General features: G+C 34.0%; 12 protein-coding genes and 1 tRNA gene. 4 read left to right on the plus strand and 9 right to left on the minus strand.

Translation table 11 applies throughout. The annotated features are described in order from the left end of the window. Window positions 1-204: 204 nt before the first annotated feature. From murB to gyrA, 4 genes are all read right to left on the minus strand, one after another. Entirely contained in the window at window positions 205-1,227 is a 1,023-nt protein-coding gene (gene murB / locus QZ659_RS05620; protein WP_291723178.1) for a UDP-N-acetylmuramate dehydrogenase, read from the minus strand. Between the two features lie 144 nt (window positions 1,228-1,371). Then, complete coding sequence (locus QZ659_RS05625) at window positions 1,372-2,040, minus strand: L-threonylcarbamoyladenylate synthase (RefSeq protein ID WP_291723181.1); 669 nt, start codon at window positions 2,038-2,040, stop codon at window positions 1,372-1,374. A gap of 737 nt (window positions 2,041-2,777) precedes the next feature. Next, on the minus strand, window positions 2,778-3,998 hold the full coding sequence (locus QZ659_RS05630; protein WP_291723184.1) for a tetratricopeptide repeat protein: 1,221 nt from the start codon (window positions 3,996-3,998) through the stop codon (window positions 2,778-2,780). Between the two features lie 140 nt (window positions 3,999-4,138). Next, window positions 4,139-6,823, minus strand: a complete 2,685-nt coding sequence (gene gyrA, locus QZ659_RS05635) for a DNA gyrase subunit A (RefSeq protein ID WP_291723187.1) — start codon at window positions 6,821-6,823, stop codon at window positions 4,139-4,141. Window positions 6,824-7,156: 333 nt separating this feature from the next. Between gyrA and QZ659_RS05640 the strand changes: the two genes are divergently transcribed. Then, the gene (locus tag QZ659_RS05640) at window positions 7,157-7,576 is read left to right on the plus strand and encodes a hypothetical protein (RefSeq protein ID WP_291723190.1); all 420 of its coding nucleotides are present in this window, start codon (window positions 7,157-7,159) and stop codon (window positions 7,574-7,576) included. Between the two features lie 139 nt (window positions 7,577-7,715). Here the strand turns inward: QZ659_RS05640 and QZ659_RS05645 are convergent, their stop codons facing one another. Then, a complete protein-coding gene (locus QZ659_RS05645; RefSeq protein WP_291723193.1) occupies window positions 7,716-8,093 on the minus strand; it encodes a hypothetical protein in 378 nt (125 codons plus the stop codon). Between the two features lie 70 nt (window positions 8,094-8,163). Here QZ659_RS05645 and QZ659_RS05650 point away from each other — a divergent pair, with 70 nt between their 5' ends. After that, a complete protein-coding gene (locus tag QZ659_RS05650; RefSeq protein WP_291723196.1) occupies window positions 8,164-8,574 on the plus strand; it encodes a hypothetical protein in 411 nt (136 codons plus the stop codon). Between the two features lie 208 nt (window positions 8,575-8,782). Here QZ659_RS05650 and QZ659_RS05655 read toward each other — a convergent pair. The 4 genes from QZ659_RS05655 to QZ659_RS05670 form a co-directional block, all read right to left on the minus strand. After that, a tRNA-Arg gene (locus tag QZ659_RS05655) sits at window positions 8,783-8,854 on the minus strand. A 15-nt stretch (window positions 8,855-8,869) separates the two neighbouring features. Continuing rightward, on the minus strand, window positions 8,870-9,394 hold the full coding sequence (lptE, locus tag QZ659_RS05660) for an LPS assembly lipoprotein LptE (protein WP_291723199.1): 525 nt from the start codon (window positions 9,392-9,394) through the stop codon (window positions 8,870-8,872). A gap of 94 nt (window positions 9,395-9,488) precedes the next feature. Continuing rightward, window positions 9,489-10,787 (minus strand): sigma-54 interaction domain-containing protein, encoded by a 1,299-nt coding sequence (locus tag QZ659_RS05665; protein WP_291723202.1) that lies wholly within the window; start codon window positions 10,785-10,787, stop codon window positions 9,489-9,491. A gap of 201 nt (window positions 10,788-10,988) precedes the next feature. After that, entirely contained in the window at window positions 10,989-11,906 is a 918-nt protein-coding gene (locus tag QZ659_RS05670) for a diacylglycerol/lipid kinase family protein (RefSeq protein WP_291723207.1), read from the minus strand. Window positions 11,907-11,993: 87 nt separating this feature from the next. Between QZ659_RS05670 and QZ659_RS05675 the strand changes: the two genes are divergently transcribed. Then, window positions 11,994-12,980 (plus strand): App1 family protein, encoded by a 987-nt coding sequence (locus tag QZ659_RS05675; protein WP_291723210.1) that lies wholly within the window; start codon window positions 11,994-11,996, stop codon window positions 12,978-12,980. Window positions 12,981-13,172: 192 nt separating this feature from the next. Next, window positions 13,173-17,021 carry a choice-of-anchor D domain-containing protein gene (locus tag QZ659_RS05680; protein ID WP_291723213.1) on the plus strand — a complete coding sequence of 1,283 codons (3,849 nt, stop codon included), beginning with the start codon at window positions 13,173-13,175 and terminating at the stop codon, window positions 17,019-17,021. Window positions 17,022-17,159: the final 138 nt, after the last annotated feature.

Raw genomic sequence — 17,159 nt, forward strand, 5'->3', positions numbered from 1 at the left:
TATTAATGAATATATCAACCTAAATACTATATTTTCTTCCGTTTCTGTATTTAATTTACTACAAAATAAAGCAATACTTATTCTTTGTAAATGCACTTAACAAACTTTAACCCACTATAATTGAGGGCTTTAAGAGTATTTACGAAAAGTAGAAAATAAATTAGAAAATTTTAGATGCAAAGTAATGACAGATAAGAAAAAATTTTATCCTATAATGTTAATCTCTGGCTCTATCTTTATTCCAAACGTATTATAAACAGACTTCTGAATTTCTTTGGCTAAGTTCCAAATTTCTTCTCCTTTAGCATTTCCATAATTGACCAAAACGAGAGCTTGATTTTTGTGCGCTCCTGTATTTCCGACTACTTTTCCTTTCCACCCACAAGCCTCAATAAGCCAGCCTGCAGCTACTTTTGTTGTTGTATCAGAGACAGGATAACCCACCATAGTAGGAAATTCTTTTTTTAATGTTTCAAATTGAGAGGTAGCAATTTCTGGATTTTTGAAAAAACTTCCTCCGTTACCTATCTCTTTTGGATTGGGTAATTTGGAGTCTCTGATGGAAATAACTGCCTTACTAATATTTTGAATAGTAGCAATTTGGGTTTCTAAAGCATCTTTTATCGCTCCATAAGATGTGTTTAGTGTATGATTTTGTTTAGTGAGTTTGAATTCTACTTCTAAAATAATGTATTTATCTTTTGCTTCATTTTTGAAAATACTGCTACGATAACCAAACTTGCATTCTGCATTTGAAATCCATTCTACTTTTTTTGTTTTTCTGTTTAGTACTTTTACGTTCGTTACTACATTTTTTATTTCTACTCCATATGCACCAATATTTTGCATCGGAGCTGCCCCTACCGTACCAGGAATAAGAGAAAGATTTTCTATGCCTCCATAATTTTTTTCCAAGCAAAAAAGTACAAACTGATGCCAATTTTCACCTGCTCCTACGCTAAGAATAACCTCGTTTTCATCTTCTTTTACTTTCTCAATTCCCTTGATAGAGTTTTTGATAACTAATCCGTCAAAATCTTTCAAAAAAAGAACATTACTTCCTCCTCCCAAAATAAAAATAGAATGAATATTTTCTTGTTCTGCAAAGGTTAGCACTTCTATTAGCTGTTCTGTCGACGTTATTTCTATAAAATTTTGTGCTGTGGCTGCGACACCAAATGTAGTATAGTTTTGAAGGGAAATATTATTTCGAACTTGAAATGTCATTATAGAAAATTTTATTTGATGGGTAGAATAATAACACCACAAAAATACAAAACAAAAAAACCACTACCTCAAAAAAGTAGTGGTTTTTCTATTCACTAAAACAAAATCAAAAATGAAAAATCTAATCTTACAATTTTTTTATCTCTACTCTTCTTCTACCAAAAGTGATTCGGCTTCTTCTTTTGAAAGCACATCAGCAAACTTTTCTATATCTCCTGCTCCTTGGCGAAGTAAAATAATATTATCTTCTATACAACGAATCACTGTCGATGGTTGAACATCACCCATACCAGCATCAATTACAATATCTACTAGGTGTTCGTACTCTTCCTTCATAAGCGAAGGGTCAGTCATTGGATTTCCATTTTTATCATACACAGAAGTCGTTACGATAGGGTTTCCTAGCTCTTGAACAATCATTCTAGGAATTTTGTGGTTGGGAACACGAATACCCACTTGATTTTTCTTTACTCCACCTACTTTTGGTACTTTATTACTGGAATCCAAAATGAAAGTAAATGCACCAGGTAAGGCTTTTTTCATTACCTTAAAAACGTGATTTGTTACTCTGTGTGCGTATAAGCTGATATCGCTCAAATCGTAGCAGATAAAGGAAAGGTGCATTTTCTTAGGGTCAATACCCTTGATTTTACAGACTTTTTCCACAGCTTTCGCATTTGTAAAATCACAACCTATTCCATACACTGTATCCGTAGGATAAATAATTACACCACCATTTTTTAATGTCTCAACTACTTTCTGAAGTTTACTCTCTTGAGGATTGTCTGGGTGTATTTTTAGGAGTTCTGCCATATTATGTTAATAACTTTTAGTAAAAAATAAACTTCTTTTTTGCTTTGCCTATTAAGAAGTTTTAAAATATGAGTATCATTCTTTTTCTATGAAATAAACTACTAAGCTATTTCTTTAAAACTTTATTATTGAATATGATATAAAAATGTATTGGGTTCAAATACTAAAAGAGCCGAAATAAAGAGTTGTATCAAAACTGACACTTTATTTCTTACTCTATCCAATAATACATAATTTCTTTGTGTGTTGCAAAGTTTTTTTTAAAATAATTTTGGATTTTTCAAAAAAAACCAAACAGCATTCTGCACACATACCATTTCAAAATACACTTAATAAATAACTCTTAGACTAATTGTTTTATTTTTTTTAAAAAAATAAGAGTTCGATGCAACCTTATTGCCTACTTAGTGGGTCATAGAAATAGAAGCCCAAAACTATCTTGTTTGGAGACCTTCTAACTTACAACCTAACAATTCCTAACAACTTCCTAAATGCTAGATTTAGGAAGTTTGTTTTCAAGAGTTTGTAAGACTTATCTTAAATACAGACATATTTTTAATATATATAAAAATCTTTTGTTGGCTATGCTATTTTGCAATAGTAATAGCCATAGTTAGTGAGTAGTGGGAGATGATGCATCCTTTGGAAGTATCATCTTTTTTTATGTCTTTAATAAAAAAAATAAAGCCCTGTTTCCGAAAAAACAGAGCTTTATTAAAAATAGATGTTATCAACAATTACTTGCTCTCTTCCGCTAATTTTTCCATTTCATCAGCTTTTTTAGCATCTCCTTTGTAGATATAAACATTCATTAGTGTACTATACACAATAGACTTATCTTCTGAAATATCTTTGTATGCCATAAGGTAAGGAATAGCTTTATCAGCAAGAACAACCATTTCTTTAAATCTCTTATCTTCTTTATTGATAGATTTTCCAGCGTCAGTAGCTTCTTTTCTCAATACACGATATATTTCGCCTGCATCTTCGTAATACCCTACTCCTAATGCACGAAGTGCCTCTTCGTTATCAGCTTCAATTTCATATATTTTTTGGTAGTAAGAATACGCATCTTCTTTTTTCTCTAGCTGGTTAGAAAGACGAGCTAATGTAATGAGATACTGTACATTTTTAGGCTCTAAAGTATGTACTTTCTTTAAGACATCAATAGCTTCTTGATACTCCTCTCTTTTGATATGAACATCATTTGCTACCAATAGAAAATATTTTTCTTCTGGAAATTTAGCTGTTCCTTTCTTAACAATGTTCATTAATTTAATAGTATCTTCTGCTTGATAATAGGCTGAAGCTGCAGACTGGTAAGCATCAGATTTATTATAGTCTTCTATATCACCCAATCGCTCAAAATATGCTCCTGCTTCATCATACTTTTCAGATTGAGCAGCAAAATAACCTGTATATTTCAAAAGAGTAGTATCATTACCAAAATAATCTACCAAAGGTACCATGGCTTTATAAGCTCTTTCAACATCTGTCTCTTGGTATTTCTGAACATCATTTAAAATAGTATTCTTCAACTGAGTTTCTAAACTCTGTTGTACATTGAGTCCGTCAGTAGATATATTTATTAGCTTTTCAGTGTATTTATCCTCTCCAGCAGCTTTTTCCATTGCTTTAACCTTTTTCATAGCTTCAAAAGCACTATCAGCTGGATTAGTTACAAGTGCTGCTACTTTTTCATCTTCTGCTCCTGCTTGAAGGATAGCCGTAAAAACTTTAGCACGAACATAGTACGTCTTAGCTTTATCTTTTGTTTTTTCGTGATATGTTGCTTGACGAATTTTATCTAATGCCTTTTCATAGTTTGGATTTTCTGAAGTTACTAAAAACTCGGCACTGCTTACAGCTCCATTTTGTGCAACTACTGTATTTGTAAGGAGTGAACCAGCTACAAAAGCTGCTCCTGCTATCATTGATTTTAAAATTGACTTTGTCATTTTTTAGGGAATGAGTTTAAATTATTGGTTTTGACACACACTTCAGTATGTGCTACAATTTTCATATAAAAATAGAAGTTCCATTTTATATTACAAAAATAGAACTTCCAAAGTTAATGCAACTATAATGCAAAAAAAAGTTACTCTACATCTTCTGAACTTTCATCAGCTTCTGCATTGCCATTTTTATCATGATTTCCATTACTAGATGTGTCCGCCTTATTAGCAAGGTCAGCAGAAACTTCTCCATCTGCATTTTCCATTCCTGATTCCAATGTTGTCTCTTCCTCATCTTCTTCTATGTGTTCAATTTTAGCTACAGAGGCAATCTCGTCTCCTTCTGCTAAGTTTATCAAACGAACGCCCTGTGTAGCACGTCCCATAGTACGAAGTTCTGAAACGGCAAAGCGAATCATTACGCCAGACTTACGAATAATCATCAAATGGTCTGTATCAACAACTTCCTTAATGGCAATCAAAGCACCTGTTTTTTCTGTTGTTTTGAGTGTAGTAACTCCTTTTCCTCCACGCTTAATTATTCTATAATCATCTATATCAGAGCGTTTTCCATATCCTTTTTCAGAAACCACCAAAAGATTGGCATCTGGACGGTTCAAGCAAACCATTCCTATAACTTCATCATCTCCTTGTACAGATATTCCACGAACTCCTGCTGCCGTTCTGCCCATTGGACGTACCTGCGTTTCATCGAAACGAATTGCACGACCAGAACGAACTGCCATAATAATTTCGTTGCTGCCATCTGTCAGACGAACATCTAAAAGAGCATCGCCTTCATTGATAGTAATGGCATTGATACCACCTTGGCGAGGACGAGAATAGGCTTCTAAAGCTGTTTTTTTGATTTGTCCTTTCTTAGTACAGAAAACAAGATTATGATTCTGAACATAGTCTTCTTCTTTCAGATTCTTGACATTAATAACTGCCTGTACTTTCTCTCCAGACTCTATTGAGATAAGATTTTGAAGAGGGCGACCTTTAGAAGTCTTTGAGCCTTCTGGAATAGCATAAACTTTTAGCCAATATACTTTTCCATAGTCTGTAAAGATAAGCAAATAGTTGTGTGTAGAAGCAACAAACAAATGTTCTGTAAAGTCATCTTCTTTTGTAGTTGTGCCTTTTGAGCCTTTTCCACCACGAGCTTGTGCTTTGTATTCTGAAAGCGAAGTACGTTTGATATACCCTTCATTTGAAATAGTAATTACCATCTCTTCTTCAGCTATCAAATCTTCAATATCAATATCTTCTGCACTATGAACGATTTGAGTTCTGCGCTCATCTCCATATTTTTCTTTTAGCTCTATGAGTTCGTCAGTAATGATTGCCATTCTACGCTCTACTTTAGCTAAAATATCTTCATAATCCTCAACTGTAAGGACAAGTTGGTCGTGTTCGTTTTGGATTTTGTTGCGTTCCAATCCTGTAAGACGTTGCAGACGCATTCCCAAAATTTCTTTTGCTTGAATTTCTGAAAAATCAAACACAAAATTATTTGGAACAGCAATATCCTTAAAGAAACGGCTATCTGTATTCATTTTACCTTCTCCCATCAAGACATTTCTTGCCTCTTCTGCATCTTGAGAACTTCTGATAGTAGCAATTACCAAATCAATTACATCAAGGGCTTTTAAAAGTCCTTCTAAAATGTGAAGACGTTTTTTGGCTTCTTTGAGGTCGTATTCTGTACGACGAGTTACTACTTCATGTCGGTGTTCGACATAATAATGGATTAGGTCTCTAAGATTACAGATTTTTGGACGACCTTTTACAAGAGCTACGTTGTTTACACTAAATGAAGTTTGAAGCCCTGTGTATTTGAAAAGCTGATTCAAGACTACATTTGCCATTGCATCACGCTTAATATCATAAACAATACGAAGTCCTTTTCTATCTGATTCATCACGAATTGCCGAAATTCCCTCAATGCGTTTTTCATTGACTAAAGCTGCTGTTTTTTCTATCAAACTAGCTTTATTGGTCTGATAAGGAACTTCTGTAACAATAATTTGCTCACGTCCGTTTTTATCTGTTTCTATATTTGCCACAGCACGCATCACAATTCTTCCACGTCCTGTTTCTAGTGCTTTCTTTACTCCTGTGTAGCCATAAATAATTCCTCCTGTTGGAAAATCTGGAGCAGTAACATATTTTGTAAGCTCTTCGACAGTTATTTCAGGATTTTTGATATATTCTATTGTTCCATCAACTACTTCTGTAAGGTTGTGAGGAGCCATATTGGTTGCCATTCCGACAGCAATACCAGCCGACCCATTTACCAAAAGATTAGGAACTTTTGCAGGAAGTACAGAAGGTTCTGTAAGCGAGTCGTCAAAGTTGGGAACAAAATCCACGACGTCTTTATTCAAATCGGCAAGCATTTCTTCTGCCAAACGCTGCATACGAGCCTCTGTATAACGCATCGCTGCTGCATTGTCTCCATCAATAGAACCAAAGTTTCCTTGTCCATCAACGAGCATATAACGAAGCGACCACTCTTGCGCCATTCTTACCATTGTTTCATAAACGGATGAATCGCCGTGAGGGTGATATTTACCCAATACCTCACCTACAATACGAGCCGATTTTTTATAGGCTTTATTGTGGTAAACTCCTAAGTCTGCCATTCCATAAAGCACTCTACGGTGTACAGGTTTTAAACCATCACGAACATCTGGAAGCGCACGAGAAACAATAACTGACATAGAATAATCTATGTATGCTGTTCGCATTTCGTCTTCTATACTAACTGGAATAATATTATCATTTCCATCGTCTAATAGCTCGTCATTTTCTATATCTGCCATATATTTTTAGTATAAAACTATATATAAATTAAAGTTCTTAATCAAACCTTTGTTGAGACCCAAAATGTAGCCTTCAATAAGGATTTAAAAGTTGTATCTTTAGATAGGTTCTTCCCTACAAAACAACTCTGCAAGATACGAAAAAATAGGCGTTTTGACAATAAATTTGAGGATTTGAATGATATAAATGAGTATAATTTTAAAGCAAAAAATTTACCTTTAGAGATGTTTTAAACAGCATATTTTCTATTATATAGAAAAAACAATGTTGGCTCTTTTTAGGTTTAAGAAAGAGAAAGGAATCACATGTATTTTTTATAACCTTTATACTTTATGAAAACATTAAAAAACTCGGACGGAAAAGTATTTTTGGAGACTTATCTGAAAAGTGATTCCAATTGCATTTATTCTTTGTGGAATGGCTTTGTAAATGTTGAAAATGTAAAGGCTGGGTGCTTATTTGGATTAGAGCTACTCAAAGAGCATCGTTCACCTTATCTAATAAATGATAACTCCAACTTAGAAGGACCTTGGCAACAAGCTAACGAGTGGATAGAAACAGTTTGGATGCCACAAGCTCTTGAAGCAGGATTGAGGTATTTTGCTCATGTTGTTTCTAAAGATATTTTTGGAAAACTCTCAGCTCAAGATTTAGAGAAGAAAACCATAGGTGTTTTGAATATGCGTCTGTTTGAAACAGTAGAAGAAGCTGAAAGTTGGATAGAAGAAGTACAAACTGAACAAGAAGAATAATTTTTTTTAGAGTACTGGACATGAAATAAAAAATTGGTGTTGTTGCTACACAACAACAATGAAAGGTGTTTTTTTGCTGTTTTGTGAGTCACAGAACAGCAAATATCCATTGATGTCCAGTACTCTAAAGTTTTCTATACTAGATTTCTTCTGTTATCAATATTTTTATTAAATCAATTTCACCTCTTAGCTTTTTGACTATTTCTTGTTTTCCTTTTTCCTCTGCTAAAGAAATATACCAGTTGTTTTTTTCAATGAGTTTTTTGGCATCTTCTGTTTGAGTAAGAAAAAAGGATTTTTTTGTCAGGGCAACTCTTTTGAAAATAGGGGATGTAGAAGTCAGAAACTCGTGTTTTTTCAAGGCTTTAAAAGCATTCATTGTATTTTTTATTCCTTGAGTTTTAGCAAACTCAAATAAAATTGCAAAGGTATCAAACTCTTCTTCTAGGGTTTGGGCTTGGTTAGCAAAAGAAATAAGTTGCCAAAAAACAAATTTAGTCAGTTTGTGTTGTCCCATAACTTATTTGAATTTTATTAATTTTACAGTCTCATCTTATAAAAAAAGAAAATAATAAGCCAACATAAAAATGACTCCAAACGATATACACGTAGAATCTGCTCGCATTCAGAAAGGCATAGAAGACCATTTAGGCATTGATGGAAGCCTTATTTTTGACTACTCACAAGAAGGAACAACCACAAAACTCAACTTAATTACTGTCAATCCTCGTCATAATCAATCTTTTTTGTTTCATACCGAACTTGGTACAGACAAGCTAGATGCACTCAAAAAAATGTTTGAGTATGTTCGTAATTATCGTGAGCGTGATAGTTCTTATACAATTCAATGGGTTTCGAAGGAGGAAAACGGACAGAGAGAACTACAAACTTCATATTTCCGTGCGAGAAATATGTATGAAGCTTTAGACAAACTTTATTTTGGAAGAGAACTCAATTCTATTACAGTATATAGCGTGGTAATGAATCCACAGGCTTAATAATTACGAGTTAATCCATTAGGAAATAAATATTCAGCGAAGCTAATTACGAATTAGCATAAGAGGCAACTTTTGAATTTTTCAAGAGCTGCCTAACGCTGTTTTGGCTACCGAAAAGTGAATAAAAATAATAGCTGTTGCTAAAGATAGAAGTTAAATGCTATTTCATTATTACATTAACAAGAATATCTAACTTGGTTTATGATAGTAGCTCTGCTAGGAATCGAACCTAGATTTTGAGCGTCGGAAGCTCACGCACTATCCATTGTACTACAGAGCCATTTTTTATCTATCTCTACCAATTTCCAGCTGTATCATTGAAGATATCGAACACAATTCGGTCTAAAATAATTTCTACGAGCTGTTCTTCTACCTGTGCAAGCGTTTGGTTTTGCTCAAAATCTTCAAACTGGGTATAGATTTTATCATCAAAAGAAGCCTCCTCATCTACTGCATTGTAATATGTTACTTCCATTTTTATTTGCAAACGCTGAATAGTCGCTACTTGAGAACCTCCTTGTGGAGCAACTGGAATAACTTCATAACCTACAATTCTCCCCTCAATTTGCATATCTCCACCTGACTGAACCAATCCTAAACGAGTATTTCGAAGATAGAATTCACGCAATTTTTCTGTGGCGTTTATGGTAATGGTAGGTGGTCCTTGTCCTGCATCGTTTAGGATAGGAGAAATAGAAAGTGTCTTGATTTGAGTGTAATCTATCGTTCCTCCATTGAGTTTAAAGAGCGAAGCTCCTGCACAGCTTGAAAGTAACACAACAAAGACAAAGAAGAATATATTTTTTATGTAAGTAGTCATTTTATTCTTATATCAATCATTTTTTATCTACAAAAATACTTATTCTATAAAACTAGGACAGTACAATTAACCATTAATAACTAATCATTAACAATTATTTATCTAGTTCGTATTGTTTGATTTTTCTATATAGCGTACGCTCTGAAATGCCTAAATCTTGCGCTGCATATTTTCTACGGTTATTATTTTTATCTAATGCTTTTATGATAAGTTCCTTTTCTTTCTTTTCTAAAGATAAAGTCTCTTCTTCCTCTTCTGGCTCTGTATCTTCTTCTACTTCTTTGGCATATTCAATGGCATCTTCCACCGATACCTCTTGTTCTACATCTGCTATATTCGGATGAGTAGGATTTAAGTAAAGTGGCAAATTAGAAGGCTTTTCTTGATACGAACCTCCACTTTTAGGGACATCATCAAAAAGATGCTCATATTTTCGCAACATTCCTGCACTTCCTTGTCCTTCTAAAATATTCAAGACAAGTTGTTTGAGCTCAGTAACATCTCTACGCATTTCGAACAAAATTTTGTAGAGTAAATCTCTTTCAGAAAAGTTTTCTTTCGCACCTTCATTATTTGTAAGTGCTGGGAGCGTATTAGCCCTTGGAGCATTTTTAGGAAGGTATTTTTTCAATATTTCTGCATCAATATTCCTATTGTCAGCCTCTAGAACAGACATCTGTTCTACCAAGTTTTTGAGTTGGCGTACATTTCCAGGGAAAGGATAAGAAAGCAAAATCTGTTTGGCTTCCTCATTTAAAACAATGGGTTTACTACGATAACGCTCTGAAAAATCTCCTGCAAATTTTCTAAACAATAGCTCCACATCATTTTCTCTCTCTCTTAATGGAGGTACAAAAATAGGAACAGTATTCAAGCGATAATACAAATCTTCTCTAAACTTTCCTTCTTCCACAGCTTGTACTAATCGTACATTTGTTGCAGCCACCACACGTACATCCGTTTTTTGTACTTTTGAAGAACCCACTTTAATAAATTCTCCATTTTCCAAAACACGCAACAACATTGCCTGCGTATCAAGAGGCATTTCTCCAATCTCATCTAAAAAAATTGTTCCACCATCAGCTTCTTCAAAATAGCCTTTTCTTGTTCCTGCTGCTCCTGTAAATGAGCCTTTTTCATGTCCGAAGAGTTCGGAATTGATTGTTCCTTCTGGAATTGCACCACAGTTGATGGCAATAAATGTATTGTGTTTACGTGCGCTAAGTTGATGGATGATTTTTGAAAATGATTCTTTTCCTGTTCCACTTTCTCCTGTAATCAAGACACTCATATCTGTACTGGCTACCTGTGCAGCTACCTTGATGGCGTGGTTGAGCAAAGGAGAATGTCCGATAATTCCGAAACGTAATTTGATGGGCTGAACGTCTATCATAGTTGAGAAAGCTATTTTATTGAGCTAGAAAAGAACTATTTTACTTTAAAAGGATAATTAGAGAAAATATAAATTTGTTTCAAAGATACGGAAAGAATTGGACTGTTGTTTTAAAAAATATGTCAAAAAGTCAGTTGAAATACATTTAGAATGTAGAAATCAGATTTTAGAATCTTTTACCAACAAGCTACTTAAAACTATTCATTCTACATCTAATTTTTCATTTTTTTGCTTTGGTGTTGCAATTTTGCTTTTATGCACCTCCATTTCTATATCTAACTCTCTAACCTCTCCACAAAACTCTCCATCTATCTGAAACGTTATCGGAACATCGGTTTGGATAAGAGCTTTTCTAGTTTGAATAACTTGAATAGATTCGTCGTCTAATGATAAATTGCCTGACAAGATTTTCAAAATAAGCAGTAGTTCAAGGCTTTTGAAAATCACGATTTCAAAAATATCATCATCTACTTTTCCCTTTGGATTTACTACAATTCCAGTCCCATATTTATTAGAATTAGCAATTAGAATAACTCTTGCTTCTGTTATAATTTGCTGTGTTGAGGTAGTTATTCTAGCATTAAAAGGGTCTCTATATTCTCTTAGCGTAGGAATAGCCTGTATGGCATATCCTATTTTTCCTCTTGCATTGGATTCTTGATAATTTTTGATAAGGGCAGCATTAAGTCCTAAGTCGCCCAAATGAAACATTTTCATGTTATTTATGCTAATACTATCTAAAAGAGTAAAGTTTTCTTGAAAAGCAATCTTCAAACAACTTTCTAAATTCATGGGAAGCCCTAAATCTTTTGCCAATCCATTGGAAGACCCTAGTGGTAATATTCCAAAGACAATATCTTTCCCAAAAAGAGCTTCTAACACCAACTTAATAGTTCCGTCTCCTCCTGCTATCCATACTTTTTGAGGAAGATATTTAGTATATATTTTTTCTATTTCTTTCTTATCTTTTGATTGATTTTTAGTAGTATTATAACTAACCAAATACTGTTTTTTGGTAGCAACGAAAGATTTTATATGTTGCAATTCTTCAGTCTTATCTATTCCTCCAGAAAGAGGATTAATAATGAGAAAAATAATAGATGAGGTAGTGTTGTTCATAAAATTGTTGATAATTGTCTGAATATAAAACTACATTCTTATTTAGTTGTTAGCAAGAATATAAATTAATTCTCTCAAAAAGTAAAAATGGGTTCTTTTTCTAATTTAAAATCAGATTTAAAAGTATATAGAGGCTATGCAAGTGATAAGTTATTGGTTGTCTTTGGACACGTTTTCAAAAAATCGCCTATTCCTCTAAGTGAAAAGTCTAAGTTTAGGCATGCTTATGCTGTCTTGAGAACTTTTCGAAGAAAAACTATTGCCAATGCAGACGTATATCTTCATTTTAACAATAAAAAAATACACACTAAGACACTTAGTGATGGCTATTTTCGTTTTTCTATTCCCTTAGAGACTTCTTTTCAAGACAATGCTAAAGCAGGATGGAACAAGGTGAAAGTAGAACTCAATCATGAAGGTAAATCTGTCGTCAGAACTGCTGAGATACTTCGCCCTTATGATGGAAAACTAGCCTGTATTTCTGATATTGATGATACTTTTTTGGTTTCTCATACCAATAATTTATTCAAAAAACTCTATGTGCTGCTCTGGAAAAATGTCTATAACAGAAAATCGTTTGAAGATGTAACAGCACACTACAGACTTCTTAGCCAGTCTGGACAAGAAGAAGGCGAAACCAACGCTTTTTTTTATGTTTCTAGTAGCGAATGGAATCTATACAATTTTATTGAACGTTTTACAGAGGTTCAAGACCTTCCCAAAGCTGTAATAAAGCTAAAAAGTATCAAGACAAGTCTTTCAGATTTTCTTTTTACAGGAAGGGGCAGCCACAATCATAAGTTCCAAAAAATTAAAGAAATAATAGAATTTTATCCTCATTTGGAGTTTATCTTGTTAGGTGATGATTCGCAAGCCGACCCTACTATTTATGAAAATATCTGTAAAACATTTCCTCAAAATGTGAAGGCAATATATATCAGACAAACACAAAATAAAGCCAAAACAAAAACCAAAAAAATCCTTCAAAATCTCAAAAATATGAAGGTAGAGACGTGCTATTTTATTAAAAGTGAAGAAGCTATCTTACATTCTAAAAACATTGGTATTGTGTAATTGAAGTTTGTTTAGATTCTATTTTTTTGAGTTAGTTAAAATTAAAAAACGATGTACAAAATCACACCCCTCCTCTTAAAAAACTAAAAATCAATTATTTACACCTTCCAACAAAATGATTGTATTTGAACAAGAGAAGCACTAACTTTGTAGTTATTATTTTCTTTTAATCTATATTTTATTACCAATTCGATGAGAAAAAACTACTCTACTAAGTCGTTAGTACTATCATTAACCATTTTATTATTACTATCTATAGTTTATCAAGTTAAGGCACAATGGCAAACCCTTACCACTACCATTAATGATGTAGGTATTACCTACGATGAGGCACTCGTGATAGACTCTCAAAACAATGTATATTTCGTTTTGACAGAATATGCTACTAACCTTTCCAAGGTAATGAAATATGATGGTACTACTACCACCGAATTAGGAACAGGAGGCTTTTCAGGTCGCTCTTATTATCATAGTATAACAGTTGATAATAATGATGTTGTATATGTTGCATATAAAGATGGTGAGGATCCAAATGCTCCTGTTACAGTCAAAAAATTTGATGGCACAAACTGGGTACTTGTGGGAAATGCTGGGTTTAGTCCTGCAAGCGCATCCAGTCCAAGCATAGAAATTGCCAAGAATGGAACTCCCTATGTTTTGTTCATAGATGATAATACTCAAAGTAGCATAGTTATGAAGTTTAATGGTACAAACTGGGTAAATGTTGGTAATGCTGTGAATGAAACTAATGTAGGAGGAGTAACTAGCAATAGGTTAAAAATAGATAACAATAATACTCCTTATGTTATGCACAATGAGATAGAATTTGCAAATGGCATTGTAGTTAAGAAATTTGACGGTACAAACTGGGTAGAAGTAGGCAATTTAGGATTTTCAGCCATCACAAGTATTGATGTGCAAAGTAGTAGTTTTGCTATTTCTCCAAATGACATTCCATATATTGCTTTCAGAGATGACACAAAGGATAATAAAATGACCGTTAAGAAATTTGATGGTACAAATTGGGTTGATGTAGGCAATGCAGGATTTTCAGAAAATGCAGGTTATTTTCCAAGCCTTGTGATAGGGCAAGATGAAACACCTTATGTTGCCTTCGAAGATGGTGTTACCTCTCAAGCACAGGTAATGAAATTTGATGGCGAAACTTGGGTAAACATTGGCTTACCTAATTTTACTTTACCTATGACAGATTATATAAGCATAGCATTAGACCAAACAGATATACCTTTCCTGCTATACCATAGTACATATAATGACTTTGCCACCACGCTCATGAGTTTTAACCCCTCTTCTAGCTCTAAACTCACTATTGAAGCAGTTAGGGAAAATATAAATCATACTACTTCATATGCTTTCGGTGCAATCGCCCCTAACTGCTCTAATAGCATTACACAAACCTTTACTATTAGAAATATTGGAGACAAGCCTCTAGTACTAACAAATGGAGTGAAAATTACTGGCTCATCAGACTTTACTATCCAACAACCAAACAACAGCACAATACAACCTTTTTATACTGAAACCTTTGTAGTTACATTCAAACCCACACAAGAAAATACTCAAACAGCTACTATTTCTATAAACAGTAATGACTCTGCTACACCTTCTTTTACTTTTACAGTAACAGGTAACGGTAAAACTGGAGCTGCTAATCCTATAAGTCGTATTACCTCTAACAATATAAATAGCTTCGGAGAGTTTGGGAAAGCTGTGGCAATGTGGAAGAATTATATGGTAGTGGGAAATCCTGATAGAAAAAATGCAACTGTTTACAAACATAATGGTACATCTTGGGAGGAAGAAGCTATTTTACGAGGTTCAAATCGCATAACTATTGATTTTGGTCGTTCTGTAGATATTTATGAAGACTATATCGTAGTAGGAGATTGGCGAGAAACGGCTTCTTGGATGGGTGCAGCTTATGTTTTTCACAAAGAAAATGGAGTTTGGAAAGAGCAAGCAAGATTAAGAGCAAGTGATGCACAGTCAGAAGATTATTTTGGGCTTAGTGTAGCGATTGATAAAGAATATATTATTGTAGGAGCTTGGGGAGAAGATACGGCAGGCGATGCAGCAGGAGCAGCTTACATATATAAAAGAGAGGGTACAACATGGACTGAACAAACCAAACTTGCCTCTAACGATTTGAATGGATTCGATTTGTTTGGCTTTTCAGTAGATATTCAAAACGACTGGGCTATTGTTGGTGCATTAAGACAAAACACCAATGATTTTGATGAAGGTGCTGTTTATACGTTTCGTAGAAACGGGGATACTTGGACACAAAATGATAAATTACAACCTAGTGACATATCGCTAAATATGAACGTTGGGCAAGATATATCTATATCAGGCGATTATTTAGCCATAACAACTGATAGAGATAACAATGCAACAGGTGCTGTCTATATTTACAAGTACAATGGTACAAATTGGATAGAGCAAAGCAAAATAACGGCTAGTAACGCTGCTTTTAGGTCATTTTTTGGTACATCAGTAGATTTATATGAAGATTATCTATTGGTAGGTGCTATAAATGAAAATAGTATAGAAGTATCTTCTGGAGCAGCCTATTTGTACAAAAGAAATGGAACAAATTGGTCTGAACTAAATATAATCAAATCTCCTTTTCCTCATTTTAGTGAAAGTGTCGGTACAAGTGTTGCTCTCTCATCAAATAGGCTTGCAGTAGGCGCAGAAAGGTATCATGTTACAAATGGTCTTCCTGTAGGAGCAGTCTATGTAGCGAACTATGGATGTTTTGAGGCAGAAAAAGGAATGGAAATAGTAGGAAATAACAATGTTATTGCAAATGGTTCTTCTTCTGCAAGTTTGAATACAGGAACAGACTTTGGAAGCTCAAATAACTGTAACCCACAACACATTACAAAATCATTTATTATCAAAAATAATGGTTCTACAACCTTAAATCTAACTGGAACGCCTGCTATTTCTGTTATAGGTTCTTCTGACTTTACAGTAGGTAATATATCAAAAACCTCAATAGCTCCATCAGAAAGTGCAACCTTTGAAATTATCTACACGCCAAGTGCAGCAGGAGTGCAAACAGCTACTGTTTCTGTTAAAAGCGATGATATTATAAACTCTACCTATACATTTGTTATTCAAGTAGAAAGAAAAACTGATAATAGCGAGCCAGTAATCATAGCTCCTGCCACAGTTGGTGTAAATACAGATGCAGGAAGTTGTACAGCTTCAAGTGTAGATTTGGGAACTCCCAATACGGATGGTAACTGTGGAGAGGTAAGTGTGAGTAATGATGCTCCTAGTACTTTTCCTATTGGAGTAACAACCGTAACTTGGACTGTAACAGACGATAATGGAAATACAGCAACAGCAACCCAAGAAGTAATTGTTGTACCAACAGTAGAACTAACCTATTCAGCAAACACATTTATAGAAAGCAATCCCACTTCTGGACAGATTGGAAATACAATTTCTATCAGTAGTTCTCCTTGTGGAATATTTGAAGGCACAAATGGTGAAGACTTCGTTCAGACTGGAAAAGTAACTGTTACAAACATTCCTGACGGCTTGACAGCTTCTGTTATTTACCAAAAAGATAATGAATTAACTTTTTCTCTCTTAGGAACAGCCTCTTCACATATCAATACAGACGATGTCGATGACCTAACAGTAGAATTTAACAATGCAGCATTTCTTCCTAACATAACAACAACCAATGTTACAAACTTTGCAATTAACACTTTAAAAGTTGATTTTAGAAATGATGACCAAGATACTATCTCATTGGACAATTGGAATATTTATCCAAACCCAACCCCAGATGGAAATTTCACTGTCGATTTTGGGATTTCTCTTGAAGAAGACATGCAAATAATTATTTTTGATGCTATTGGTAGAGCTGTTTACTCACAATTTTTTGAAAAAGGAAGTAACGCAGGACAAATTAGTCTTGTCAAAATGGCACAAGGGATGTATATTCTGAAAGCCAAAACTGAGAAAGAAACTTATATAAAACAGCTAATCATCAACTAAAAATAGTTAATGTTCAATTTCAAAAAGCTACTTGAAAGGTCAAGTAGCTTTTTTTATATAGTAAAAAAACAGTGTCATTTCTAACTTTTAAATCCTAAATTTGTATTACTTCTAATCTAATTTTCAAAAACTGTTTTT

The sequence above is a fragment of the Bernardetia sp. genome, from assembly GCF_020630935.1.
Taxonomy (GTDB): Bacteria; Bacteroidota; Bacteroidia; order Cytophagales; family Bernardetiaceae; genus Bernardetia.

Bases quoted from the DNA above. Each gene is read 5' to 3' on its own strand.
- QZ659_RS05645 (WP_291723193.1), bottom strand. From the start codon at position 8,093: ATGGGACAACACAAACTGACTAAATTTGTTTTTTGGCAACTTATTTCT.
- QZ659_RS05625 (WP_291723181.1), bottom strand. From the start codon at position 2,040: ATGGCAGAACTCCTAAAAATACACCCAGACAATCCTCAAGAGAGTAAA.
- QZ659_RS05640 (WP_291723190.1), top strand. From the start codon at position 7,157: ATGAAAACATTAAAAAACTCGGACGGAAAAGTATTTTTGGAGACTTAT.
- lptE (WP_291723199.1), bottom strand. From the start codon at position 9,394: ATGACTACTTACATAAAAAATATATTCTTCTTTGTCTTTGTTGTGTTA.
- gyrA (WP_291723187.1), bottom strand. From the start codon at position 6,823: ATGGCAGATATAGAAAATGACGAGCTATTAGACGATGGAAATGATAAT.
- QZ659_RS05665 (WP_291723202.1), bottom strand. From the start codon at position 10,787: ATGATAGACGTTCAGCCCATCAAATTACGTTTCGGAATTATCGGACAT.
- murB (WP_291723178.1), bottom strand. From the start codon at position 1,227: ATGACATTTCAAGTTCGAAATAATATTTCCCTTCAAAACTATACTACA.
- QZ659_RS05675 (WP_291723210.1), top strand. From the start codon at position 11,994: ATGGGTTCTTTTTCTAATTTAAAATCAGATTTAAAAGTATATAGAGGC.
- QZ659_RS05650 (WP_291723196.1), top strand. From the start codon at position 8,164: ATGACTCCAAACGATATACACGTAGAATCTGCTCGCATTCAGAAAGGC.
- QZ659_RS05670 (WP_291723207.1), bottom strand. From the start codon at position 11,906: ATGAACAACACTACCTCATCTATTATTTTTCTCATTATTAATCCTCTT.
- QZ659_RS05680 (WP_291723213.1), top strand. From the start codon at position 13,173: ATGAGAAAAAACTACTCTACTAAGTCGTTAGTACTATCATTAACCATT.
- QZ659_RS05630 (WP_291723184.1), bottom strand. From the start codon at position 3,998: ATGACAAAGTCAATTTTAAAATCAATGATAGCAGGAGCAGCTTTTGTA.